The organism is Streptomyces sp. WZ.A104, from assembly GCF_002382885.1.
Classification (GTDB): Bacteria; Actinomycetota; Actinomycetes; order Streptomycetales; family Streptomycetaceae; genus Streptomyces.
On the sequence record NZ_NWVL01000078.1, the window covers coordinates 1 to 23,254 of the forward strand.

General features: G+C 69.5%; 23 protein-coding genes. 19 read left to right on the forward strand and 4 right to left on the reverse strand.

The features are described 5' to 3' along the window. On the forward strand, positions 1 to 602 hold a 602-nt coding region (locus CIB93_RS38190), incomplete at its 5' end, for a hypothetical protein (RefSeq protein ID WP_179500300.1). A 285-nt stretch (positions 603 to 887) separates the two neighbouring features. Here CIB93_RS38190 and CIB93_RS30695 read toward each other — a convergent pair. The 4 genes from CIB93_RS30695 to CIB93_RS30710 form a co-directional block, all read right to left on the reverse strand. Further along, positions 888 to 1,502 (reverse strand): hypothetical protein, encoded by a 615-nt coding sequence (locus CIB93_RS30695; protein ID WP_096631633.1) that lies wholly within the window; start codon positions 1,500 to 1,502, stop codon positions 888 to 890. Beyond that, the gene (locus CIB93_RS30700; RefSeq protein ID WP_143660104.1) at positions 1,499 to 2,668 is read right to left on the reverse strand and encodes an MAB_1171c family putative transporter; all 1,170 of its coding nucleotides are present in this window, start codon (positions 2,666 to 2,668) and stop codon (positions 1,499 to 1,501) included. Before CIB93_RS30700 ends, CIB93_RS30695 begins: the two co-directional genes overlap by 4 nt. A gap of 1 nt (position 2,669) precedes the next feature. Beyond that, positions 2,670 to 3,362, reverse strand: a complete 693-nt coding sequence (locus tag CIB93_RS30705) for a hypothetical protein (protein ID WP_096631636.1) — start codon at positions 3,360 to 3,362, stop codon at positions 2,670 to 2,672. Between the two features lie 172 nt (positions 3,363 to 3,534). Continuing rightward, complete coding sequence (locus CIB93_RS30710) at positions 3,535 to 4,038, reverse strand: helix-turn-helix domain-containing protein (RefSeq protein ID WP_096631638.1); 504 nt, start codon at positions 4,036 to 4,038, stop codon at positions 3,535 to 3,537. A 562-nt stretch (positions 4,039 to 4,600) separates the two neighbouring features. Here CIB93_RS30710 and CIB93_RS30715 point away from each other — a divergent pair. The 18 genes from CIB93_RS30715 (at position 4,601) to CIB93_RS30800 (ending at position 23,200) form a co-directional block, all read left to right on the forward strand. Continuing rightward, positions 4,601 to 6,097, forward strand: coding sequence for a prealbumin-like fold domain-containing protein (locus tag CIB93_RS30715; protein WP_143660105.1), 1,497 nt, complete (start codon positions 4,601 to 4,603; stop codon positions 6,095 to 6,097). A gap of 197 nt (positions 6,098 to 6,294) precedes the next feature. Continuing rightward, positions 6,295 to 6,639, forward strand: a complete 345-nt coding sequence (locus CIB93_RS30720; protein WP_096631641.1) for an SH3 domain-containing protein — start codon at positions 6,295 to 6,297, stop codon at positions 6,637 to 6,639. Between the two features lie 202 nt (positions 6,640 to 6,841). Continuing rightward, positions 6,842 to 7,414 (forward strand): hypothetical protein, encoded by a 573-nt coding sequence (locus CIB93_RS30725; RefSeq protein WP_257002438.1) that lies wholly within the window; start codon positions 6,842 to 6,844, stop codon positions 7,412 to 7,414. 9 nt (positions 7,415 to 7,423) lie between these two features. Beyond that, positions 7,424 to 8,416 (forward strand): bifunctional lytic transglycosylase/C40 family peptidase, encoded by a 993-nt coding sequence (locus CIB93_RS30730; protein ID WP_257002439.1) that lies wholly within the window; start codon positions 7,424 to 7,426, stop codon positions 8,414 to 8,416. A 77-nt stretch (positions 8,417 to 8,493) separates the two neighbouring features. Further along, positions 8,494 to 8,814: a hypothetical protein gene (locus CIB93_RS30735; protein WP_073227066.1), complete on the forward strand. Its 321-nt coding sequence runs from the start codon at positions 8,494 to 8,496 to the stop codon at positions 8,812 to 8,814. A gap of 10 nt (positions 8,815 to 8,824) precedes the next feature. After that, positions 8,825 to 9,613, forward strand: coding sequence for a hypothetical protein (locus CIB93_RS30740; protein WP_096631643.1), 789 nt, complete (start codon positions 8,825 to 8,827; stop codon positions 9,611 to 9,613). Continuing rightward, positions 9,591 to 11,372, forward strand: a complete 1,782-nt coding sequence (locus tag CIB93_RS30745) for a hypothetical protein (protein WP_096631644.1) — start codon at positions 9,591 to 9,593, stop codon at positions 11,370 to 11,372. The genes CIB93_RS30740 and CIB93_RS30745 overlap by 23 nt, the downstream gene beginning before the upstream one ends. After that, positions 11,372 to 12,904, forward strand: coding sequence for an SCO6880 family protein (locus CIB93_RS30750; protein ID WP_096631645.1), 1,533 nt, complete (start codon positions 11,372 to 11,374; stop codon positions 12,902 to 12,904). The genes CIB93_RS30745 and CIB93_RS30750 overlap by 1 nt, the downstream gene beginning before the upstream one ends. Next, positions 12,901 to 14,343: an ATP/GTP-binding protein gene (locus CIB93_RS30755; RefSeq protein ID WP_096631646.1), complete on the forward strand. Its 1,443-nt coding sequence runs from the start codon at positions 12,901 to 12,903 to the stop codon at positions 14,341 to 14,343. The genes CIB93_RS30750 and CIB93_RS30755 overlap by 4 nt, the downstream gene beginning before the upstream one ends. Positions 14,344 to 14,360: 17 nt before the next feature. Continuing rightward, positions 14,361 to 14,669: a hypothetical protein gene (locus CIB93_RS30760; protein ID WP_143660106.1), complete on the forward strand. Its 309-nt coding sequence runs from the start codon at positions 14,361 to 14,363 to the stop codon at positions 14,667 to 14,669. Then, entirely contained in the window at positions 14,666 to 15,673 is a 1,008-nt protein-coding gene (locus tag CIB93_RS30765; RefSeq protein ID WP_096631648.1) for a hypothetical protein, read from the forward strand. The genes CIB93_RS30760 and CIB93_RS30765 overlap by 4 nt, the downstream gene beginning before the upstream one ends. Next, positions 15,670 to 17,157 carry a type IV secretory system conjugative DNA transfer family protein gene (locus CIB93_RS30770; protein ID WP_096631649.1) on the forward strand — a complete coding sequence of 496 codons (1,488 nt, stop codon included), beginning with the start codon at positions 15,670 to 15,672 and terminating at the stop codon, positions 17,155 to 17,157. The genes CIB93_RS30765 and CIB93_RS30770 overlap by 4 nt, the downstream gene beginning before the upstream one ends. Continuing rightward, complete coding sequence (locus CIB93_RS30775) at positions 17,150 to 17,674, forward strand: hypothetical protein (protein WP_096631650.1); 525 nt, start codon at positions 17,150 to 17,152, stop codon at positions 17,672 to 17,674. The genes CIB93_RS30770 and CIB93_RS30775 overlap by 8 nt, the downstream gene beginning before the upstream one ends. Further along, positions 17,671 to 18,522 (forward strand): hypothetical protein, encoded by an 852-nt coding sequence (locus CIB93_RS30780; protein ID WP_096631651.1) that lies wholly within the window; start codon positions 17,671 to 17,673, stop codon positions 18,520 to 18,522. The genes CIB93_RS30775 and CIB93_RS30780 overlap by 4 nt, the downstream gene beginning before the upstream one ends. Before the next feature lie 37 nt (positions 18,523 to 18,559). Then, positions 18,560 to 19,000, forward strand: a complete 441-nt coding sequence (locus CIB93_RS30785; protein WP_096631652.1) for a hypothetical protein — start codon at positions 18,560 to 18,562, stop codon at positions 18,998 to 19,000. A gap of 7 nt (positions 19,001 to 19,007) precedes the next feature. Beyond that, positions 19,008 to 20,237, forward strand: coding sequence for a nucleotidyl transferase AbiEii/AbiGii toxin family protein (locus CIB93_RS30790; protein ID WP_096631653.1), 1,230 nt, complete (start codon positions 19,008 to 19,010; stop codon positions 20,235 to 20,237). A 313-nt stretch (positions 20,238 to 20,550) separates the two neighbouring features. Next, the gene (locus CIB93_RS30795; RefSeq protein ID WP_096631654.1) at positions 20,551 to 21,237 is read left to right on the forward strand and encodes a hypothetical protein; all 687 of its coding nucleotides are present in this window, start codon (positions 20,551 to 20,553) and stop codon (positions 21,235 to 21,237) included. Between the two features lie 103 nt (positions 21,238 to 21,340). Beyond that, positions 21,341 to 23,200 (forward strand): ATP-binding protein, encoded by a 1,860-nt coding sequence (locus CIB93_RS30800; protein ID WP_096631655.1) that lies wholly within the window; start codon positions 21,341 to 21,343, stop codon positions 23,198 to 23,200. The last annotated feature ends 54 nt before the right edge of the window (positions 23,201 to 23,254 follow it).

Genomic DNA, 23,254 nt, shown 5'->3' on the forward strand with positions numbered 1-23,254 from the left:
CCGAAGCCGAAGCCAAAGCCGAGGAGAAGCGCAAGGCCGAGGAAGCCGCCCGCGCCGAAGCCGAAGCCAAAGCCGAGGAGAAGCGCAAGGCCGAGGAAGCCGCCCGCGCCGAAGCCGAAGCCGAAGCCGAGGAGAAGCGCAAGGCCGAGGAAGCCGCCCGCGCCGAAGCCGAAAGTACGGGCTACGACGAGTCCGAGTACCAGTTGGGTTCGGCGACCGGCAAGATGACCCTCCAGACCTACGTTCCGAGCTCCATCGCGGCAAAGGTCAAGGAGATGCAGCAGACCGGAAAGTCGGCGGAGGTGATCATCCTCACCGCGGTGGCTCAGTGCGCGGACCGGCTCCCCGAGCTCATCGTCGAAGCCCGCGGGCCCGTCCACGAGGGTGGTCTCTTCCCGGGACTCGAGATGATCGAGCGTGGGCCTGGCCGTCCGAGGAAGGTCGAGCCGGCCAACTCCCGGCTGCAGTACTCCGTGTCGATGAAGTGGATGCCGACGCTTCAGGCCACGGCGAAGGCTCACAACCTCAAGCAGTCTGTCCTGGCGCGGCTCGCGCTGGGCGACTACTTCAAAATCCCTGTCCGACTTGAGCGCGTCAACTGACGTCGTGTGGGGTCTCAAATTCCGTGTCATTTTCTCAACCGCAGTCTCACGCCGATGTCATGTCGCAGGTCAGCGGCTTGCATCGAACGGGAGTCCTGAGGAAATGACACGGCCCCTGAGACAGATCACGGATGACACGACGTGAGATACCGGGCAGAACCGCAGGTCACAGCATCGCTACATGACACGGAACCGGAGAACCTACACGTCGCCGTTCGAAACGGGCAGAGACGAGTCCGGGGCGGCACCTGCATGGGTGCCGCCCCGGACTCGTGCTCGCGCGGACTACCGGAGGATGGCGAAGGTGCCAGCCGCGACGACGGCTCCGACAAGGGTTCCGGCGAGGACCTGAGCGACTGTGTGGTCCTTGAGCGCAACCCGCGACCAGCCGACCAGCGCGACCAAGGCGTACCCGGCGAGCGCGAAGGGCCCGTAGGCGAGCGCGAGCATGGCGACGCTGCCGGAGGAGACCGCGGCGTGGACGCTGATCTTCCAGGCGGGCGTGACGGCAAGCAGGGCAGCGAGGGTGGTGAGCATGGCGGCGATGAGGGCGATCATCGGCTGCGGGGCGCCGAAGGCCCACATCAGGGTGATGCCGGTGGCGACCGAGGCGATGATGAAGATCATCACAATGATGCGCTGCTGACGCTGGCCTACATGGCGGTCGGCCCAGCGGCCTCGGCGTATGCCGTACTTGATGAAGGCCACGGGTATGACGGCCGCGAACAGGCATCCAAGCAGGCCCCAGCCGATGCCCGCGAGGCGGTCCGTGTGCCAGCCGATGAGGATCGTGTCCGCGATGATCCACGTCTTGGGGTCCAGGCCGTCTGTGACGAACCGAGCGGCGCGAGACTCCGTCGCGCGGGACTCCGTGGGCCGGGTGGTTGCGGTGGTGGTCACGACATGACCTCCTGTCGGAGCGAGGCGAGAAAGGCAGCGGCCTCGGGGGAGTGGTAGGCGCGGGCGAGTTGGAGGAGCCGGGCGACTTCGGCCTCGAAGTCCAGATCGACGATGCCTTCGGCACCGGGCACCGCCACCTCGTGGACAAGGGGGGCGCCCTGAGCCTTGGCCTCTCGTGCGGCACGGAGCCAGAAGCCCTCGGCTGTCGGCTCCACGGCCTCCGGGCCGAGCCCGGCCGCGTTCGCCGCCGCCGCGGCGGCTTCCCGCACCTCGCTGGTTGCGTACGGGGCGAGGGCGAGGCCAGCGTCCCGGATCTCGATCACACGGCGGTGCAGTTGCAGGCGTGGGCCCCGGAGAAGACGCGCCTTGAGCACGATGTCGGGGGTGGCGGCGGTGAGGTCCTGCCAGAGGGGCTGGAGCGCACGAAGGTGCCGCCAGTCCTGGATGCTTCTCCAGGCGACGCCGAAGGCCGGGATGCTGCTGCCCACGAGGATGAAGCCGATGGCCAGGTACTTCAGCAGGTCGGTGGCGGTGTCGACCGTGTCGTCGGCGCCGGCGGACGTGACTTCGGCCAGTCGGCAGATGAGGTACACGGCGCGGACGAGGGTGTAGACGACGCCGACTCCGGTTCCGATGCCCATGAGGCGTACCCCGATCCGGAGCCACCGAGCGCTCGCCAGACGGGCGCTTCCCCAGAACAGCCAGCTCGCGGTGGCCATGGCGATGCCCAGGTAGACGATGAAGACCAGGTAGTACGCGGTGGCCCAGGTCTGGCCCACGTTCGCCTCGAAGAAGTCCTCGACCTCGTGCCGTCGGGGGACGAACTGGAAGAGGACCGCCATGAGGGCCATGGCGGTGAGGGCCACGTAGTGGCGCGGCCTGACTCGCCGGCCGGTCTCCGGGCGGGCGATGGCGACGACGAAGTCGAGGACGGCACCGGCAGCGATCATGCCGAGCCAGTGCTTGATGAGGGTGGAGAGGTTGTTGATCCCGACTCTGTCGTCCAGGCCGTGCATGACGCCGGGAAGGCGGAGCGTCATCGACAGGGTGAGGGCCGCGAAGGCGACCCATAGGGCTCGCTGCTTGACGGTGCGCAGGGCAGAGGGGACGCGCCAGATCGTCACCGCCCAGAGCATGATCAGGACGGCGATTTCTAGGTGTTTCACTTCAGGACCAGGTGTTTCGCACGGGATGCCCGAGGGCGTCATGGAGGCGGACTAGACGCTCTTCGGCCTCGGTGGAGGTCGACTGCGTCATGTACCGGCTGGCGCGCTCGTGGATGAGCGTGGCCAGGGTCTCTGCCTTGCGCTCCTGGGGCGTCGCGAACTTCGAGCGGCCCATCAGGTGCGCAATGCGGTCGAAGTCGAGGCCGAGTTCCTCGTCGATCGCTTCGGTCATGGTGGCCATGGCCCGGATCCGGGCTGCCTCGGCGCGGATGATCGCGGCGACCGGAAGGTCAGGGCGATCGATGCCGGAGATGCCTCCGTGCGTGCGGGCGAGCAGGCGCTGGAAGTGCTCGGAGGCGAGGGCCAGCTCTCCCTCGCTCGGCTGGTCGGCCAGGTCGAGTTCGGGGGCGACGTGCCCGAGCAGCATGTGTGAGATCTCGTGCAGCACGATCTGCACTTTGAGGATCTCCGCAGCGACAGCGTCGTAGAAGACGAGGTCGGCAACATCGAGACCGAGCCATATGCCGCAAGGGAGGGCCGGGTCAGGCGGCCCGTCGAGCGGGAGCAGGATGAGCGGGCGGCCCCTCTGCTCCGCGATCCCGTCGCAGAAGGCCTCGAGGTTGAACGGCTGGGGGATGACCAGCTGGTCAGCGATGGCCGCGCACTCGGCGTCGGTCCGCTTCCACCACCGCATGGTCTCCCTCCTCGCCGTCGCAACCCGCCGGCGGGAAGATCAACTACTTCGAGCCGTTCGCGTACTACTTACCGGTTTGCAGCTTAAACGGATAGGCCACAGAGACCGAAATGGGGCGTTCCGGTTGCCCGGAACACCCCAGATTGCACCGTTTACACGAGTGAGCGGCGTCTCACTGCTTCCGCTTGCGCGGCGGCTTCGCGTCAGGCAGACCCTCCGCTCGGCGGAGCTGCTTGATGAGCCCAGTGACGGACTTCAAGGAGCCGGCCGACAGGCCACTGAGCCGGAAGGCCGCGGCCTGGACGTTCTCGTCCTCCAGGACCTGGGCAAGCTCATCGGCTTCGGCTGCCTTGCGGTTCTCCTCACGGAGGCGCGCGATGCGCTCCTCGATGCGGTTCTCGATCGCCTCCGCATCCTCACCATCTGCGAGGTAACCGACTGTGACCCCGAAGAAGTTGGCGATGGCGCGGAGGGAGTCCACGCCGGGGTTGGTGTTGGTGTTCTTGTGGATGGTCTGCACCGTGCCGTGCGAGACCGACGGGCCCGGCAACTTCTTCGTGCCCTCGGCGATCTCCATGTACGTGTACGGACCACGGCTGTCTGGATGGATCGTCGTGATCAAGAAGTCGAGTCGCTCGGCCAAGGTCTGCCGGCCGGTGGGGGTGTCCTCACCCATCGCCGCTCACTGCTCCCGTCCACTACGGATCATCCTGTAGTTCACGCCTGAACCACCACCCTCATTATCTATCGCCCTAGACGGCAAGCGCTACACGATCAAGCGATTTGCGTCTAATCCACTTAACGATCAAGCGCGCAACATGACGCCCGTCACATGATCGCCCGATACGGCACATACCCGCTTGACAGGCGCCACCTGGATCAACGTATGTTCATCGAGCCTCATCTAGCGCGCTAGATGAACAGGGGAACACAAGCTCAGGCTTCTACGTCTAGCACGCTAAACCTGTTGATCGTATGTGCGCCGGATGCGGTCGGGGGAAGGGGCCGTGGCTTGCGTCGCGGCATCAAGCCTCGTCAGCAAGGCCGGTGTTCGGAGGGAGTGGGATCCCTCCGAACACCGGGACGCGCCGCCTCGGAAGGGGGCGCGGTTCACCGGGTGCTGGACCGTCTCGCCCTAGGAAGCTGCGGTCCAGTCCCCTGGATGAGGGCAGTTTTTCATGCGATCACTCGTGCGCAAAGGTACGGCCGTCGCCGGTGCTGCAGTTGTGGCAGCCGCAGTGGCTGGACCAGCATTCTTCTCGGCTCCCGCAGTCGCGGCCGACCGTGAGGGAAACAAGGGGCGCGCGGTCGGCTGGCAGCTGAAGACCGGCAAGCAGAGCACCTTCTGGGGAGGTACGCACCTCCTGGACAACGGGTCGGCGGCCTTTTGCCTCGACTTCAACCTCTTCGGTCCGAAGGAGGGGTCGGACAACGGCTACAAGCCGGAGCAGGCCCCCACCGAACTCGGCGCGGACACCAAGGCCCAGCTCGCCTACATCGCCGCGCAGTACGGCAAGCTCCCCGACACGACCGCCGGCCGGAACACCACCGCGGCGGCATCCCTGCTCTCCTGGGCTCTGGCCGACCGGGACGGGGTGAAGGAGGACGGCTTCAACGGCGAGAAGCTGCCGTGGAAGTCCTGGCTGGAGAAGGGGATGCCGCACGGCGCGGTCGCCGGTTTCGGCGCTGACGCCAAGGTCGACACGGCCCCCATCGTCGACGAGTTCAACCGGCTCCGGGCCGAGGTCGCCGACATCGACGCCGCCCCGTACACGCTCACCGTTCCCGGCTCGGGCAAGAAGTACCCCTACGAGCGCACCCCGGTAGAGAAGAGCCTCACCGTCAAGGTGGCGCAGGGCAACAAGCCGGTTCCCGGCGTCTCCGTCAACACCACCGACCTCGACAACGTCGCCGTGCCGAAGGTGCCCGGCGCCATCGGCATCACGAACGACAAGGGCGAGACGACCTTCACCTTCACCCCGGACAAGCCAGGGAAGAAGGCCGGCGCCTCCTTCGCCGCCGATGTCACGGTGAACACGCCGTCCTTCTGGGCCACCGACAAGCAGGTCTCGGGCAAGCCCATGCAGCGGCTGATCTTCTTCGCAGCGGAGAAGAAGACGCTGAAGGTGGACGGCGGCATCGAGTTCCAGCCCGCCTCGATCGTGATCGCGCTCAAGAAGGATCGCGCGACCGGCACGGAGATCGACTCTCCGGCCACGTACGAGATCCGGGCGAACGATACGTCCGGCGCCGACGGCAAGCCGGGTGACCTCGTCACCACGGTGACCACCGGCAAGGGAGGCAAGTCCGCACCCGTCGACCTGGCCGCCGGGACGTACTGGATGGTCGAGACGAAGGCCCCCGAGGGCTACGAGCTCGACAAGAAGCCGACCCGGTTCGAGGTGAAGGAGGGGGAGGAGACTGTGATCACGGTCTTCGACAGTCCGCTGCCGAAGCCGACGGCGCCGCCGACGACTCCGCCCACCACGCCGCCGAGCACTCCGCCGGCCACCACACCGCCGAGCACTCCGCCGGCCACCACACCGCCGAGCACTCCGCCCGCGGTGCCGCCGACGACGCCGCCGGCCACGCCGCCGTCCGGCGACGAACTGGCGCACACGGGCGCGGATCTCACCGCGCCCCTGGCAGCCGCTGCCGCCGGCCTGCTGCTTGTCGGCGGCGGCGTCCTCACCGTGGCCCGACGCCGCAAGACGGCCGGGTCCGACCAGTCCTGATCCTGATGCGCTACGCGGCCCGGCGGCTGTCCCTCTTCCTCCGCTCGCGATGACCCACCGGTTCGGCCGGCACTGACCCCGCCAGGCCTCCGCGAGTGGCTCCCACGACACGGGTGCTGCCCCCGCCCACCCCTGCTTCCTACCGGGACGCCGCACGGGCCGCGTCAGCCCTTCTTCCAGACGTACGAGGAACACCCATGCGTTCTCTGATCCACAAGGCTGCCACCGCGACGGCTGTCGCAGCCCTCTCCATCGGTGGCGTCACCGCCATGTCGAGTCCGGCGGCTGCCGCCGTGGGCGCCGGCTCGTGCACCAGGAACATGGCCGACTACACCGCGTGGACGGACACCACCGTCCACCTCCGCAGCGGCCCGAGCACCGGCTATACCAGCCTGGGCCTGCTGAGCACCGACACCAAGGTGACGGTCATGTGCTGGCGCTCCACCACCTGGGCCTACGTGAAGGTCCGCAGCGGCGCCAACGTCGGCAAGACGGGCTGGGTCTCCACCAGCTACCTGGCCGTCCAGATGAACCTCTCGTAGGGGTCGAGCCCCTCGATGACGGGGCGGCTGTGGTCCAGGCCCAGCCGCCCCATCACACCAGTCCGCGGACGAAGTACGGCGCGCCGTCAGGGCTTCCGGACCGGATACGCGCCCCCTCCCTGCCTTCCTCGACCCCGCAGGCGGATCCCCCATGCCTTCTGAAGTTCGTTCTATACGCATTTGCTCACGATTGGCCTCCGGCGTGCTGGTCGTCGCTCTCGGGGCGGCGCTCACCGCCTGCGGGTCCGGCACGACAGTCCAGTCGGCGCCCGAAGCCCCTCCCTCGACCTCAGCCTGGCCGGGCGGCCCGGTCCCCGGGAACGGCACCATCCCGGTCCCGACAGGGCCCGCGGCTACCGAAGGGGCCGAACTGCCCAAGGACGTCGCCAAGGTCGCGGCCGACTTCGCCACGGCCTGGGCGAGCCATGACGCACGCCCGGGCAAGGACAAGTCGTACTCCGACGCCGGAAAGCGGGCCGCTGCCTTCACGTCCGAGGACCTCGGCGCCGCGATCAGCGCCGACCGCCCGAGCACGGCCTCCTTGTGGAGGCAGTGGACCGCCGAGAAAGCGACGGTCACCGCCACCGTCTTGAAGGTCTCCATCCCGGACGGCGCGCCGGCCCCCACGAACACCACCGCACTCGCACGGGTTCTGTACCGGCTCACCGAAGCCCCCGAGAAGGGCAAGGCGAGCAGCGACACCAAGCAGGTCGCCTTGCAGCTCGAGCGAGGCGCCGACGGCAAGTGGCGCGTCATCGCGCTGCCGTACGCGTAGGCGGCCGGCGTGCAGAAGATCCTCAAGTGGGGCGGCGGGATCGCCGCCCTCTGCTTCGTCATGATCTTCGCTCTACTGCTGATGCTCGGTGGAGCGGGCGGTGCGAGCGCTAACAACACCGGCCCCGGCGGGTCCATCACCGCCGACGCTCCAGTGCCGGACTGGGTCCGGAAGCTGATCGAGAAGGCGATGGGCAAGAGCTGCCCGCAGGTCACTGCGAGCCTTCTCGCAGCCCAGCTGTACCAGGAGTCGGGCTTCCGCAAGAACCCGCCCGACGGCGGGGCCGGTGCCCTGGGCATCGCGCAGTTCATTCCGGGCACCTGGGCGACGTACGGAGTAGACGGGGACGGTGACGGCAAGAAGGACCCGCTGAACCCCGCGGATGCGATTCCCGCCGCCGTGGCGTACGACTGCCGCTTGGCCGACATCGTCAAGAACGTCCCCGGCGACTCGGTGAAGAACATGCTGGCGGCGTACAACGCGGGCGAGGGCAACGTCCTCAAGTACAACGGCGTGCCGCCGTTCGACGAGACCCGAAACTACGTCGAGACGATCACCACGCTCGCAGCGAAGTGGGCGGCCATGGCCGATGGCCAGGTACCGCTTCCGCCCGGGTCCGGCGGTGCGGCGCGCGCCATCGCCGCGGCGAAGACCGCGCTCAACACCCCGTACCAGTGGGGCGGCACCTGCAAGTCCCCGTACCGGGGGATGCAGGGCTGCGACTGCTCCTCGCTCGTACAGATGGCCTGGGGTGCGGCCGGCGTGAACCTACCGAGAACGACCTATGACCAGGTCCACTCCGGCACCCCGGTGAACTCGGTCAGCCAGCTCCGCCCCGGTGACCTGCTGTTCAGCGTCGGCAGTGCCGCAGTGCCTGAGCACGTCGGCATGTACATCGGAAACTCGCAGGTCATCGAGGCACCACGGACCGGCCTCAACGTCCGGATCAAGCCTCTGTCCTGGTGGCAGGGCCAGATCGTCGCCATGCGACACATCGGCTGACCTGCGTCTCCCTCGAATCTTCCCTCCTGCGCCCGGGCCACTCCGGCACCGGCATTCCTGCAACTCAAGGACAAACCATGGCATCTGACAGCAAGTGGACGATCCTCGCCGACGGGGTCAACGACGTGATCGGCGGCGTGAAGCCGACCTGGGGACCGTTCGGCGCGCTCGGCAACACCTCCAAGGTGATCATCGGCGTCATCGCGGCGATCGTCCTCGCCGTGTCCGCCGGAACGTTCCTCCTCGGCGTCGCCAAGTCGAAGGGCTGGTTCGGCTCCGGCAACTCCACCATGCACACCGACCAGGGCAAGGGCCAGATCGTCGGCGGCCTGGCCGGGATCTTCCTCGTCGCGAGCGCCGCCACCATCTTCGGCCTCGTCTACGGCATGGGTATCTGAGGCGGCCTCCATGAACAACGACACCAAGACCGAAGGCCGGCCGTGGTCGGCCGAGCGCGCCCCCCGCCGCGGGCCCCGTCCCCTCACCCTGGTCGTGATCGCGATCGTCGTCGTCACCGTGGCCGGGCTGCTCATCGCCAACCTCGCCACTTCGGGGAGAAGCGACAGCCCGGCCGTGCAGACACCCTCCGCGTCGGGCGAGAACAAGGGCTCGGGCTCCACCTCACAGGAGGCCGGAGGCGAGCTCCACAAGAAGGACGGGGTGCCCGTCGGGTACGCCCGCACCGAGGCAGGGGCGAAGGCGGCCGCCTCGAACTTCCAGGCCGCCCAGTCCACGGCGAAGTTCCTGGCCGACAAGGACGCCCGGCACAAGGTGACCTCCGTGATCATGGCGCCCGAGGCCGTCGCTCAGCGACTGAAGACGCTCGACGAGCAGACCGAGACGGCCATGCGCAAGCTCGGCATCCTGCAGAACGGGCGTACCGCCGACGGGGCGCCCCTCATCAACCGGCAGGCCACGCTGGCCGCGCAGGTGACGAGCTTCAGCAAGGACCTGGCCACCGTGGAGCTCTGGACCGCCGCGGTGACCGGAGTGGCCGACGCCAACTCCACGCTGCCGCCCACCAGCGAGTTCAACCAGTGGAACTACACGCTGCGGTGGGTGGACGGCGACTGGCGCGCCGTGACCATCACCCGGTCGGCAGGGCTGGTGCCGCAGGCCACGGCCGGCCAGCCGTCGTCCCCCAACTCCTTCCGTGAACTGGGAGGTGACGCGGATGCCGCGCCGTACGCCGGCTGAGTCCCGGCCGCGCCGCGCGCCGAGGCGCTGGTCCTTCCGCGGGATCCCCGCGGCGATCACCGCCGCCCTGCTGACGCCCCTCTGGCTGATCTTCACCGCGCCCCCGGCACAGGCCATCCCCGGCCCGTGCGACATCCCCGGTGTCTCCACGGTGTGCGACGTGGTCGACGGCGCGGGCGCGGTCGCGGACTTCGTCTCCGACCCGCTCGGCTTCATCGCGAAGAAGATGGGTGAGGCCGCGGCCTGGTTCCTGGAGAAGATCATCGGCCTGATGGACAAGACCACCAAGGTCGACTTCACCAACCCGGGCTTCCTCAAGCAGTACGCGCTGATCTTCGCCGTCGCCACGCTGTTCACGCTGGTCCTCTGGCTGATCGCGGTGGCCAAGCGCGCCATGGCCGGCGTCTCCCTGACGACCGCTGTCTCGGAGGCCGTCGGCCTCCTCCTGGTCCAGGTCCTGGTCAACGCCTTCACTCCCGCCGTCCTTGTTCTGGCGAACCAGCTCGTCGACGAGATCACCAAGGTCTTCGCGGGAAGCGCGATCGAGGAGGGCAAGGCCTTCATCGAGAAGCTCACGAAGGTGATCCTGGCGACCCAGGGCACAAACGCCCCGGTCGTCCTGATCATCGTCTTCCTGATCATCATCATCGCCGCGCTGCTGGTGTGGATCGAGCTGCTGATCCGTGCTGGCGCCCTCTACATCGGCGCGGCACTCGGGCCGATCGTGAACGCGGGCCTGGTCGACCGTGACCTGTGGGGACGAACCAAGAAGTGGGCCGGGATGCTCCTGGCCCTCCTGCTGGCCAAGCCGGTCCTGTTCATGCTCTTCGGCCTCGCCGCGGCGATCATGAACTCGGACTCGCAGTCCAACTCGGAAGCGGTCAACACGCTCCTGGTCGGTGCGCTCCTGCTGTTCCTCGCGGTGTTCTCCAGCGCCTCGCTCTACAAGTGGCTGCCCGGCTTCGGGGACCAGATGGGCGACCTGATGAACACCCGGAAGGCCGCCGCCCAGTCCGGCCCGGCAGCCGCCGTTCCGGGCCCCGCGCAGGCCGCGAACTCAGCGATGAACGCCCGCATGACGAACTCGGTGGTCGGCGGCGGTGGCGGCGGTGCCGCCGCGCTCTCGAACCCTGCGACCGCCGCCGCGGCGGTCGCGAAGGCCGGCGTCGACATGGCCAAGAACAAGGCCGAGGCCGCGGACACCATCGCAGACCAGGGAGCGGGAGGCGACACTCCCGGACCCGACTCGGGCGGGCAGTCCGGCGGCGGCAGCGGCGGCACGCCGAGCACCGCTCCGTCCACCAACCCCACCGGCACCTCGACGGTGCCCGTCGGCGGCGAGGGCGGCGAGGGCAGCTCGACTCCGTCGTCGTTGGGCAACGGCACGGCCAACCCGGCGGGATCGCCCGTCGTCCCGGCCGACGCTGGTGGCTCCGGAGAGGGATCTTCCTCCTCGTCCCCGTCGTCTGCGCCGACCACGCCCACGGGCCCGTCCACGATCCCGACGCCTGCGAGCACCCCGGCCGCCGGACCGTCTGGGTCCGGACCGACCGGCCCGTCCCGGATCCCGTCACCCACACCCGCGAGCGCGCCTTCGGCGTCAGCACCCCCTTCGCACAACGGCGGAGGAGCAACGCCTCCCTCACCCGCATCCAGCACCCAGAGCGGCACCGCGGCACGCGCCGTCCCCTCGACCGTGCCCACCCCGTCAGCCCCGGCCAATCCCACCCGGCCAATATCAGGAGGAAGTGGTAACTAATGGCCGCTGACCGTACATACGTCTTCGGCAAGCCGCGGCCGACCGGCCTGGTCGGCAAGCGGGACCTCGGCGAGCAGGTGCTCCTGGTCAGCGCCGCGGCCATCGCGGTCCTGGCCGGCTGGATCTTCTCCGCCGTGCCGGTCCTCGCGGTGATGGCCATCATCCTGCCCGTCGGTGCGGCAGCAGGCGCCGTGTTCGTGCCGTACAAGCCGAAGGGCGCCTCCTCCCGACGCACCCTCTACAAGTGGTGGAAGATCCAGCGCGACCACAAGCGCACCCTGAAGGTGACGAGCGGTGTCTGGACGTCCCCGGCCATCGAGGCCGGCGTCCGCCGCGACGGGACCGCGCCGGAAGCCGCGCTGGAACCCGCTCCGGGCATCCAGCGGATGCGGCCGATCACCACTTCCGTCCGCGGACAGGACATCGCAGTCGTCCTCCAGCCGGAGCTCGGCTGCGTCACGTTCGCGTTGGAGATCGCCTCGCGCGGGCACGCCGGCAAGGACCGATCCGAGCAGGAGCTCGCCCTGGAACGGTGGGGAGCACTGCTCGATTCCTTCGGCAACAGCACGGACAACCCGATCGACCGCATCTCGGTCCTCGCCCGCCAGCTGAAGAGCGACCCGGAGGCACACCAGCAGCACATCGCCACCCGTGCGCAGTCGCCGGCCACGGCGAAGGTTCCCGGCTGGCTCGCCCAGTCGTACGACGCACTGTCCGACGCGGTAAGCACGAGCGCCGAGGAACACCGGTACTACGTCGTCGCGTACGCGACCTGGAACAAGGACTTCGCCGCGGAGTCCCACGAGCGCGGGGAGGGTGACGAGGGGATCGCCGCCGTGATGGCCGCCGCGGCCGAGGAACTGTGGGCCCGCTGCGAGGATGCCGAACTCCGCGTCGTCGCTCCCATGGACCTCGGAGCACTCACCGCCCTGATCAGGAACTCGTACGACCCCGATCACCTGATCTGGGACGAGAGCCTGCCGATGCAGCACGCCTTCCCTCGCCAGGTCGAGGTCGTCGACAAGCGCTGGTTCCGTGCCCGCGCGGCCGACTCGCCCGACGGCTGGTACCACTCGACCGCGGCCGTCGTGTCCTGGCCGAACACCCCCGTCGGCCCCGACTTCATGGCGCCGCTGCTCATCGGCCTGCCGGACATCATCCGCACGGTCGCGGTCACGACGCACCTGGAGCCGAACGACGCCGCCGTGAAGCGGATGCTCAGCGAGGACACCAACAACCAGGCGGAGATCCAGCGCGACATGCGTCTCGGCCGGAACGTCGACCCGCGCGACCTGATCGCCACGCAGGCCACGGCCAAGCGCGGCATGGAACTGGCCGCCTCCGGCGCCGCCGGTGCGGCGATCGTCGGCTACATCACCGTCTCGGCGCGAACCGAGAAGGATCTGTCCAAGGCCAAGCGGGACACCGGCGCCAAGGCCCGCTCCTCCCACCTCGGCATCGAATGGCTCGACCTCGAGCACCACCGTGCCTTCGCAACCACCCTGCCCTTCGCTGGAGGGATCAAGAAGTGAGCGTTTTCGCCCCCTCGAAGGAAACCGCGACCCGCCCCCTCTACACGACCACCCGGGCCTCGCAGTCCCTGTACCTGCCGATCGCCCCGCCCACGCTCGGCACGGCCGGCGTGGTCGTCGGCCGGGAACTGTTCAGCGGCAAGGCCTTCATCTACTGCCCGTTCTCGATCTTCGGTGACGGCCTGCCCGGCGGAAACATGCTGGTCATGGGCGACACGGGCCGCGGCAAGTCCGCCCTGAACAAGACATACGCCCTGCGCCAGGCCCGCATGGGCCGCCGCCTGGCCATCCTGGACACCAAGGAACAGAAGGAGAGCGGCGAAGGCGAGTGGGCGGCCGTATGCCGCGCGCTGACCGGCTCCGAGCCGATCAAGTTCGTTCCGGGCGGCGGCCCGGGTTCGGCATGCATCAACCCGCTGGACCCGGCGATCAGCGGCCGACGTCAGGTCGAGCTCGTCCGGACCGTCGTCGAGCTGGGGCTCGGCCGCAACCTGGACGAGTTCGCCGGCAGCGCCCTCCGCATCGCCGTGCGCCGGGCGAACGAGCGCGCGGCGAGCGAGGACCGCGTCGCGATCCTGCCCGACGTGGCGTACGCGCTCCGCCACCCGACCGAGCAGGATGCAGCGGCCAAGAAGCGCAGTCTCGACGAGCTCCTGGCGGATGGCCTGGAGGCGTCGTACGTCCTGGACCGGCTGTGCGGCGGCACCGAGGACGACGTGGCCGGCGGCGGCGACCTGGTCGGGATGCTCGACGGTCCCACCTCTCTGAGCGTCGATCTCGACGCACTGATGATCGTCTTCGACCTCGCGCGCGTTCCCTCGGGTGGCGCGGCGATGACGATCCTCATGGCCGTGATCAGCGTGTTCTTGGAGGAGGTGTGGCTGCGGGGCGAGTGCGAGTGCGGGACTCCGCCCGATGCCCACGGCCGCGTCATCACCGATGCTGCGTCCGGCGCGTGGAAGCGCGGCGGGAACCCGGCTACGGGCTGCCGGAGCTACAACCAGATCAAGCGGATCTTGATCTTCGAGGAAGCCTGGCACATCCTCGGCACCCCGCAGCTCGCGAAGCTGCTGGAGAAGTTCCTCAAATTCGCCCGCGGATACGGCCTGAGCTGCATCTTCATCGTCCACCACCTCTCGGACGTGGACGACAGCACCGAGACCGCCGCCGCACTGAAGATGGCGGACACCCTCGTCATCTACTCGATGAAGGCGGACGAGGCACGCGAGGTGGTGGCCCGGCTCAACCTGCCGGCCTGGACGGCCGACCACATCCCGCGTCTTCGGCGCGGCGTAGCGCTGTGGAAGGTAGGAGAAACGGTTTACCCCGGCGTCCAGCACTTGCTGACGACCACCGAGGAGCAGCTCTGCTTCTCCTCGAACGCCATGTCCGAGATCGCGGCTGACGAAGACGAGTCGGCCGAGCTCGCGGCCGCATGACGCCGGGGGACTGCTCCATGAACGCTCCTGCCCCTGCTGGTGTGCGGGCCCACGCGCCCGGACCTCCGCTGCTCGGCCAGACGGTCTTCGAGCAGTCCTACCCGGCCTCCGGGCCCGGCTGGGCCCCGGGCCGGGTCGGCGGCTGGTGGGCCTTCTTCACCTGCGGCTGCTGCCACGAGCAGCGCTACGAGCCGCTGGTCTGCCTTCCGGCCGACGCCACCGCGGAGGCGCTGGCCCGCCACGCCACCGCGTTCTGGGCCCAGCCCTGCGTGCTGCTGCCTTTCCACGACGGCTTCGCCGTCTACCCCGCTGGAGGTGAATCGTGAGGATCTTCCGAGGCCGCGACGAACGGGTCGTCCAGCGAGCTGGCCGGCGCCCCGGACTCGATGCGGTCGCCGATGGCCTCCTGTCCACCTTCCTGGAAGCTCCGGACGGGCACCCGGTCACTCTGGCCGCGATCGCGGAGGAGCGCGGCCTGCCCGCGCGGCGACTGCACGCCGCCACCCGCGCCCTGATCGCCTCCGGCCACCTGGTCCGAGTCAAGCACGAGGACCGCGGCGGGCGGTGGGCCACCGACCTGTTCGCCTTCGACACCCCGCTCACCGCCGAGGAACTTGAAGCGGTGCGGGCCCGGCACTCTGACGCGGTCACCGTCACCGTCGAATCGGCGCAGACCTCGGAGGCACAGCCGACGGCCCCAGCCGAGCGGGGCACCGCGCCGCGGCGCCCCGCCGAACCGCGAGTCCTCCCGGAGGACATCGAGCTGGTCACCGCCGCATCGGTGCGAGCCGTACTCGATTCCCTGCCGGGACAGCTCACCGCCCTGCTGCCGTCCCCCCTCCCCACCGCCATCCAGTCCGCCGCAGAGGCTGCTCTCGCCGCCGGTCGTACACCCGAGGACCTGTGCGCCCGGGTGCTGCGCCGCTGGTGGGCGCACGGCTACGCGGTCAAGGCTGCCTCGATCCAGAGCCCCGTCGGGGTCGCGATAGCCCTGCTGCGGCCCGGAGCCTGCCCGGACCCGCGGTGCGAGGACGGCGTGGGGCTCGACACGGGGACTCCGTGCCCCCGCTGCGCAGAGCGAAGCGAGGACCACCACCGGATCAAGGCCGCAGAGCGACGCGCGGCGACGGGGCCGACGTCGCCCGAGCGCCACGCGGCCCCCACGCCGACGCCTCCGCCCTACAGCTCTCTCGACCTGGTGACTGCGGTCGATCCCGACACCAACGCAACAGGGGTCGCCCGCGTCCGTGCGGCCCTGTCCGCCGCGAAGGACGCCCGCTCCCGCTCCCTCAACCTGCCGATCAACTCCATGTCCAGGAGGCCCTCATGACCGACGTTCCCTCGCTCTTCGGGGGCGATGGTCTGATGCAGTACGGCCCCTGGGCGCTGCTCGGTGTCGCCGCCCCGGTCGCCGCGATGGTGCTCAAGCCGTGGGAGCGCCAGGGCGACGGCGCGACCTGGGGCGGCCGCCGGGTGGAGAAGCACCTGCGTGCCGAGCAGGAGCTCGCCACCCGTACGGACCGGCTGATCGCCGGACGGGGCACCGTGACGAAGAAGCTCGTCGCCGGTGAGCCCTGCCTGTCCGGTCTGGCCTTCGGTGTCCCGGGCTCCGGAAAGTCCATGGGCCTCCTGCTGCCGAACGCCCTGGAGTGGGCCGGCCCCTTGGTGATCACGACCGTCAAGGCGTCCGACCTGGACATGATCTACGCCCGCCGGGCGGCGCTCGGGCCGGTCTACGTCGTCGCCCCCAAGGGCATACCCGGCCGCGCGACGGCCCGGTGGTCCCCGGTGGAGTACTGCAAGACCGAAGAAGACGCCGACCAGATGGCCAAGTGGCTCGCCGAGGCCTCCTCGAACAGCTCGGACCCCAAGGCCCAGACCTGGCTGGAGCAGGCGCAGCCCATCATCAAGGGCCTCCTCCTGGCGGCCCGCGTGTCCGGGGAGGGCATCACCGCCTTCCGCCGCTGGCTGTCGCTGGGGAAGGACGCCGCCGACACCGTCGAAGGCATCCTGCTCGACGCCGGCTTCACCGAGGCCGCGGAGGACTACGCCTCACCGTGGCGGCGACTGCACGCCGACGGCCAGGGATCGGTCCAGCTCACGCTCAACGTCATCGCCCGCGTCTACCAGGACAAGGCCGTACGGGAGACCAGCTCGGGCAGCGACTTCACCGCCGAAGAGGTCCTCGCCAAGGGCGGCACCATCGCGATCGTCGCCTCCGCGTCGGACAGCAAGCGCTTCGCGCCGCTCATCACCGCGCTGATCGCCTCGGTGATCCACGCCGCCGAGACCCAGTACGGCCGCACCGGCAAGCCGCTGTCTCCCGCTCTCGGCCTGCTGATCGACGAGGCCGGCAACGTCCTGCGGTACCCGGACCTCGCGACGGTGCTCACGACCGGCCGCGGCCAGGGGATCGTAATGCTCACGATCTGGCACGACCTGTCCCAGCTGCGCACCTCGCTCGGCGACGACAAGGCGAACACCGTCTTCTCCGCCTCACCCCTGCGGATGCTGCTCCCCGGCGTCGCCGACCCCGAGACGCTGAAGTACTTCAACACCATGCTCGGCCGCGCCGAGGTGAAACGGGCAACCGTGACGCGGGGCAGCGACGGCGGCCACTCCAGCACCACCTCCACGAGCGAACGCGACCTCGCCCCCATCCACGAACTCCAGCAGCTGGAGGACGGGACCGCCGTCGTGCAGTACGGCAACCAGAAGCCGGTGCGGGTCCGCCTGCGGATGACGTTCAAGGACGAGGACCTCCAGCGCCTGATCAACGAGCCCACCGCCCAGAAGGAGCTGGCACGTGCCTGACGAACTGTCCCTCGACGATCCCGCCGACCTCAACGTCGACGAGAGCACCGGCGAGATCCTCGACGATGCCGAGGACGAGGAGGTCGACCTGGCCGGGTGGGTCTGGGAGGCGATGGAGCCGCCCGTCCGGCGCGAGCGCCTGGCCGAGCTCCGGACCTGGGTCCACTGGCTGGTCCGTACGTACCCGTGGACACACGCCCACGTCACGCCGTGCTGGTACGAGCACAAGGACGTCCGGGAGCACCTGACGGCGCTGTTCGTCTCCTGGGTCAGGACGTACACGCCGGGGAGCAAGCGGGACACGGCCGAGGTCGAGTGGATCGATGCCCTGTACCGGACGATGCCGCGCCTGTCGCTTCAGGAGTGTGGTCCGCAGAAGCACACCGAGCAGCGGGCGCGGGAGTTCAAGGACACCGACCGCGTCTTCGAGGTCCATTCCAAGGTCTCGGACGACATGACGGCCGCGGCCCAGCACCCCGGCCTGCACGAGATGATCCGACAGGGAGTAGAGCAGTGACCGTACCCGTGCCACCGACGACAGCGACCACGCCCGTAGGCCGTATCTGGCCCCGCTGGGCTGCCGGCGCCGACCTCGCGGGCGACACCGGTGACGTCCTGCGCCAACAGCTCCAGATGCGTCTGACGATCCCGCCCTACGTGCAGTCCGTAGCCCTGCTTCTGGGCCGGGACGCCGTCGGGAACCAGTTCACCAAGGTCATGGGCTGGCCGTACGCCCGCCACGCCCTGGACCAGCCGATCGAGTGGTGGCGCACCGCGGATGCGGAGCCTGCGCAGCCGGGCTGGCCCCGGCGCGACGGCCTCGTGTCCATCCTCGATGTGGCCGACGCGTTCCCTCTGTTCGCCATCCTCCCCGACCGGTCACTTGCCGTCGCCTACGAGGGGGATGACGAAGCCTGGCACCAGGCGCGTCGTTCCGCTCTTTCCACCGCCATCGCGCAGCAGGAAGGTTCGACGGATGTCTGGACCATCCGGGTTCCGGAAGTGGTCGCGCCCTGGCTGACCGTTCACTGGGCCGTCCCGTATCCGGCGCGCAACGCCCCGGTTTCGCGGGCGCTGGCCTCGGTGACGTTCGAGCAGCCCGCGGGCGGCGTGCTCCGCGGCCGGCGTACCGTCACGATCGAGCTCTCCGAGGTCCAGACCGACGTCGCCGCGCTGGTCCATGTTCTCGTCGGTGCCGCCCGCGACTCGGGCCGCGCCGCGGCCGCCGGAGCTACGGATCTGCGCAGGCTGCTGTGGCGCTTCGCCCAGGGCGACGGAGGTCTGGTGGAGGGCGACATCACCCTCGCCCACCGGCAGGCCTTCCAGTGGCTCGCCCCCATCACGCCCGTTGCGCAGGCTTCCTAGGCTGGCTCGGCCGCTCATCACGACAAAGGAGACCTCGTTGAACAGCACTCCCATCCCCCGCGAGCGGGGAGAGCGCGCCCGGGCCGCCCAGCAGGACCGGCTTCAGCAGGCGGTGGCCGCTGGACGGCTCGCCCCGGACATCGCGGGCGCCATGACCGATCCCGCCCTCAGCCGGTGGCGCGCGTCCAACGGCTTCGCCGTCGTCACCGACATCGAAGCCCTGACCGGCCCTTCGACAGGCAAGATCCAGGTCCCCGGCGACCTCGTCCGGGAAGCGGTTCCCTCTGAGGTCGACACGGCCGACACGGCCGCCCTGTGGGAGCTGTATCGCGTGGTGCTGGCCGACGGGACCGCCGAACAGCAGGCGATCCTGCTCAACCGCACGTTGCTGAAGTCCCTGTGGCGACCCGGGCTGGCCGAGGAACCGATCATGCGCGTGTGGGAGAGCCGGTTCCCCGAACTCGCCGGGCGGCGGTGACTGACGCGTGCACGAAGACGAGAAGTGGCGGATAGCCCGGATCGCCCTGGATGCCGTGGGGGAGAGGTACGACTACGCGCTCGCTGGCAGCATGGCGCTGCGGGCCCACGGCCTGGCCGAGAGACCGGTCGATGACATCGACCTGTTCAACATGCCCGACACCGGCACGGACGCCGTGCAGGCACGGGCCGAGGTGATCGCCGCGCTCACGGCGGCCGGCTACCAGGTCGAGGTCGAGAAGGTCTGGGCCATGGACCAGGCCGCGAACCTGGGCGTACGCGACCCCGAGCGCCTGGACGTCGCCCCGGTGACCATCCAGATGGTCCCGATGGAGATGCGGTACTTCCCCGCCGACATCGACGGCATCCGGGTCATGTCGGTCCAGGACTGCGTGCAGATGAAGGCGGAAGCCGTGGCCTGGCGTACCGAGGCCAAGGACTACGTCGACCTGTCCGAGATGAACGCGATGCTGGGGGCCGAGGTCGTCGACGAGTACCTGGCGGCGAACCCTCACCCCGTCAACGAGGTCGTCTTCCGCTCCCAACTCGGCAAGGTCGCGGAGATCCCCGACGAGAAGTTCGCCGTGTACGCGGTGGACGCGTTCAAGGCCGCCGAGGTGCGCCAGAACATCCTCTCGTGGGCCGGGGAACTGGCACCGGCGAAGCCGAACCCCCTGGCGGTCGATGCCGCCGGCCCGGCGGCCGGGATCAGCGCGCTGCTGCCCGATCAGGCCGAGGAGGCTGCGGACCGGATCGCGGAGAACTCCCCGCAGTCACTCATGACCGACCACGAGCTGATGGTGACCGGGGCGAAGTCCCGGCAGCTCGCCGATGCGGCTGAGGCCGTCGCAGAGGAGTCGGAGCGCGAGGCGAAGTGGATGCGCGACAACTTCGAGGCGTCGGGCGGCGGCTCTCTCGCCTCATCGCTTCGGGACATGGGTGCGGACGACGAGATCGTCCAGCGCGCCGCCAACAGCGAGCGTGAAGACGTCGAGCGGAAGGAGGCCCGGGCTCAGGAACTCCGCGGGCAGGCGAACGAACTCCGCGGCCAAGCCGACCTCGCGAAGACGGAGGTCGCACGCCGGTCGGAACTGACCCCCGAGGAGCGCGCGGCTGAGACCGTCATCCGACGGGAGATTAACGGTCAGGTCGCCGCCCAGGCCGAGCCCACCCGGGCATCGGTGATGGCGCGCGCCACGGCAGCGACACCTCATCAGCAGCGGGCGGTCCGCGCCTGACGCGCGAACTCCACCAGCCGCCGGCGACGTACGACGAACAGATCGAGAGCACCATGAGCACCATCCCCCCGTCTTGGCCCGAGATGCACAGCTTCATGCCCAACGGGAAGCCTGACCCACCGTGCCCGTGCCCGCGCCACCGTTGCGGCGGGATCTCCGAATGGTCCCCGGACTGCGAGGTCCACACCGGAGCCGGGAACCCTCTCCGGATGATCAAGCTGGCCTCCCAGTGCTGCCCCGACGACGGGGCCTGACCTCCGGCGTTGTCCGGGCTCGTGGTTATAGTCGCCCCCTACACACCCAGGGGGTCTCCATGAACAACCGCACCACCGGACTCGCCCTGGCCGCGCTCGTCGCCTTGGTCGCCGTCGGCTGCAGCAGCGCGAGCGGCACCAGCCACCCCGGTGCCGCCAACAGCGCCGCGGCCGGCGAGGACACGACCACGCCTCCGGTGAGCCAGTCCGAGCTGCACCGGCGCCTCCTCACCTCCGCAGATCTGGGCCAGGGGTACACGGAGGTACCGGACAGCGGGAAGCAGCGAAGCGACGTCGGCATCACGGGCTGCCCGGCCCTGGAGAAGCTCGGCGACAGCGCCCAGGACGGCGAGCTCGCGTTCGCCGTGAAGGCGAAGGCAGGGTTCGCATACACCGCTGGATCAACGGGGAACTCGACGCTGGGCGAGGAGCTTCACAGCGATACTCCGGCCAAGCTGTCCGAGGGCACCCGGGCCCTGTTCAAGGCGTACGAGTCCTGCCCGAGCTTCACGATGACGTCAGGTACCACTCCCGTGAAGATCGAGATCGGCAGCGCGAGTGCGCCCTCGGACCTCGGTGACGAGCGGTACGCGCACATCATGACCGTCGCCAGCGGAACCTCCACAACGGTGCTCAAGCAGGTGGCCGTCCGCACGGGCAACGTCGTGGTGATGCTCACCGGGGCACCCGGTCTCGTCGACGCTCAGCTGCCGGCCGCAGTGGAGAAGGCCCGCTCCACGGGCTGAAGCAGCACGCTGACGATGGGCGGCTCCTCCGGGGCCGCCCATCGTCGTTCCAGATCGAGGAAACCTCGTCGTTCAAGGTCCCCGGCGCGGCGATACTGACCCGATGGCGATAGACCTCGACGGCGCACGGGCCGCCCTGCGGGCGGGCGACCCCGCTGCTCTCCTCGGCTTGCGCGAGTCCCAGTGGCTCGACGCGAAGGCCCAGCTGTACGACCTCCGGAGTCCCCAGGGAGCGGAGTCCTTGGCGAAGCACGTGGCGGCCTTCGCGAACACCGAGCACGGCGGACTCATCGTCTTCGGCATCCGAACCCTTGAGCAGCACGGCCGCGAGGTCCTGGAGGAACTCGTGCCTCTCGGGCCGGTCACCCTCGACGTCAAGCAGCTCCGCGACCTCATGAAGGAGCGGATCACACCTGCCCCGCGGGACGTCGCCATCGAGCGCATCGACTGCGACGGCGAGCTGCTGTGCGTCTACATCGACATCCCACCGCAGCCTGCCGGGAACCTTCCCTACCTCGTTGAGGCGCCTGTCGGAAAGCCGGGTCGCCTGAGCAACACGAAGGTGGCGGTGCCGATCCGCGAAGCGGATGGCACGACCTGGCTGCCCCGGTCGGAGATTCACCGGCTCCTCTCCGCGGGGCTGGCAGCCCAGAAACGCCCTGGTGCTGCGGCCCTCGCAGAACTCGTCGAAGAGGCAGTCGGCAGAGCGGATGCCCGGCGATCTGAGCGACCTCGGTACCGGGTTGGACAGGGACTACCGTCGCGGGAAGAGGAGTTCCGCCAGGCGTACGCCGCTCTCACCCACGATGCCCCCGTGGGGGAGCCAAGTTCCGAGGTCCACTGGGACGACGGCGGGGTCGGCGTTCTACAGCGCTTCGCGCCCCGGCCGCCGGCGCACACCGGATGGGTCCTGTGCGCACTCCCGCATCAGCGGCCGGTCGCCGTAGCCGAGCCGGTGTGGCAGGCACTCGTCGAAGCTGGAAGTGGTGCTCCTGGCTGCCCGCTCGCAGCGATCGGCTACCCGTACACGCCCCCGAGATCCATGGCGCACGAGGTGATCGGCGAGGACGCGGAACGCGTGGATCTTGACGGCGGTCGTTGGGGCCGTGGACAGCTCGTACGGACGGCCGACGGCTCCGGATGGCGGTGGGAGCCGCGCCAGCCGCCGAGCTTCGAGGTAACGCGGGGATCCCGGAACTGGACGAGCGGGTCGGAGCCATCGCTGCGTGTCCGGGCGACGGTCACCTTGCCGTGGGCGGATCTGTCGGGCGCCGTCATCAGCCCTGCACGCCGCCGGGAGCTCGCCGACATGCTTCCGTTCTCGCCGCTCGCCGGCGTGGCGTCGATCCTCACGGAGCGTCGGGGGTTGTCCTGGCGGGCCTCCTCCTGGGAACCGGGCCCGCACCGGAATGCCTCGGACGCCGTCAGTTACTCAAGCAGTTTCGCCGGTGCCGCAGGTAGGCATGCACTCGCGGCCAACGTGATGGCGGTGCTTACCACCCAGCTCGATCCAGCCGCCGTGGCCTGCGCCGAGCTCTGCGTCGATCTGCCGTCATGGCGGGAGGCGGTGTCCTCCGGCGGCGGGACGGGCCGGGAAGAACGTCTGTCCTGGGAGGAGGTGGAGGCCGTGTTCCAGGCTGCCTGGGAGACCGCCTCCGATCACGCCGCACGGGTGCTTGTCGACGACCCAGCGGCGATGAGGTGGGCTGATGTCCCGGCAGTCGAGCTGGGGATTTCCGCCGGCCAGGGCCACGATGGAGCACCGCAGATGCCGTTGGACGACGTCGTGGACCTGGCACCGCTGGGGGCGACCGATCGGCGCCCGTTGACGCGCATGTCCGTCACCCTGCGAACGGGGGTCCTCCTGTCGCCCGCTGCCCGGAAGCGTCTGCTGCGGGAGGCTCTGGACCGGATGCTTCACGGCTTCGGCTTCGTCGACGCCCCGGAGGCGGCGCACAGGTAGCCGCTGCACGGAGGGTCCGAGGTCGGCCTCCGGCGCGCACCGCCGGTGGCCGGC